We start from the raw sequence: 1,790 nt of genomic DNA on the forward strand, positions 1-1,790 counted from the left end.
GCGTCAACACTGAATACGCCCTGGATTTTTTGGGCCACATCACCTTTGACCTGCAAGGCGTTGTCACCGTCAATCTGGGCAAGATAGTTCCCGGTCGTTTTATGCTCCTGTTGCCCTTCTACGGTTACTTTGCGGTTGTGGGCAATCACCAGTTCGTCATCATGGCCGATGCGGGTGGTCCGGTTGTAGTTAATCCGCTCGTCCCGGGAATTACGCACCTGAATCGCCAGATTTTTCTGGGCGTGAATAAACACTTCTTCCTGATCTTTTTCGTCTTCAAAACGCAGTTCGTTAAAGCCTTCCCCTTTGTGGGTTTTTGACCGGATTGACATCTGGGTTTTCGCCATCGGCAGGCGGTTTGGGGGGAGGTTGTTGGCATGGTAAGCGCGCCCGGTGATAATCGGCTGGTCCGGATCGCCATGTAAAAAGTCCACCAGCACTTCCTGACCCACGCGCGGGATAGCCATCATGCCCCAGCCTTTTCCGGCCCATGCCTGGCTGACCCGTATCCAGCAGGAACTCTGGTCGTTAAACTGACCATATTGATCCCAGGCAAACTGCACCCGCACCCGACCATATTTGTCACAAAAGATTTCTTCCCCTTCGGGACCGACCACGGTGGCCACCTGTAAGCCGTCAATGCGGGGTTTGGGGTAAGGGGAAGGACGCCAGGAACGGTCGCGGTCGCCAAAGGTAAAGTGGTTGGTCAGCGTGGTGCCCGTGTTACCGGAGCGGGTTTCATCGGCCTGTGGCTGCCGGCCATGGTGGTGGATGCTGATGACCTGCCACGGGACATTAAATTTCTCTTTGGGGTGATGGGCGAGGGTAAACATGAGGCCCGGCCAGAGGAAAAAGCAGTCACTTTGAGCGTGGCCGAGGAGGTCATTGCGGCGCAAGGCTTCCAGACGATAGCGGCTCATGCGTTCACCCCGTTCGTCTTTATAACGCCCGGGGAAATCATAGTGATAATAGCTGGGTAAATCGGTTCGCTGGTTGGCCGATTTAGCCTCGTAAAAGTGATATTCTGCGGTCCAGGGGGGATTTTTAAAGGTGCGGTCCCGCAGAGAAATGCCCTGAATCCCGACCTGTTCACGCCAGCGGAACTGCTGGATACTGCCCTGTATTCCCTGCGTATCTGGTGTCGGGTTATAGGGAACGGAAAAGCGGTTACCGAGAGCCAGGCAGGAGTCGGCAAAGAAAATCGTCTGGCCGTTTTTACCCTGATTAAACTCAAAGTAGTAAAAGATGCCTTCATCAGCGAATAAGCGGTGGAGAAAGGCCAGGTCACTTTCGTCGTACTGTACGCAGAATTCCCGCTCCGAATGTTCATAGCCGAAGGTATAGACCATATCCCGGATGCCATTCTCTTTCAGCAGGGTGTCAATAATATCGGTAATGGACTGATGCTGAAAAATCCGGGAATTGACGCGTAATCCCGCTCGCCACAGCGCCGGCTGGAGGGTCAGGGAGTAATGACTGCGATGGCGTCCGGTGGTGCTGTGTTCAAACTGGGTGACAATCCCGGTCACCTCGCGTTCGGGTAGTCCGTCACGGTAGACGGTCAGGGTGGCGGAGTTATCCAGGACATCCTTAAAATCGATGTCCGGGTTAGCGCTGGTGAGTGTGGCATCCAGACTGAATGGCGTTGACAGTGCTTCATTCAGTGTAAATTCAACCACGGCAAAGGTTTGAGCCGGGAGGTTACCCACGGTGAGGGTAAAAATCAGTCCTGAATCTGCCATTATTTTCCTCCTGATGACATTGTCATGTGGTGTTTATTGGCTTAACGG

General features: G+C 53.7%; 1 protein-coding gene. It reads right to left on the reverse strand.

Translation table 11 applies throughout. The features are described 5' to 3' along the window. Positions 1–1,742, reverse strand: a 1,742-nt coding sequence (locus C5469_RS22620; protein ID WP_166310929.1) for a type VI secretion system Vgr family protein, incomplete at its 3' end; no start/stop codon positions are given. Between the last annotated feature and the right edge of the window lie 48 nt (positions 1,743–1,790).

The sequence above is a fragment of the Photorhabdus cinerea genome (assembly GCF_011189575.1).
Taxonomy (GTDB): Bacteria; Pseudomonadota; Gammaproteobacteria; order Enterobacterales; family Enterobacteriaceae; genus Photorhabdus; species Photorhabdus cinerea.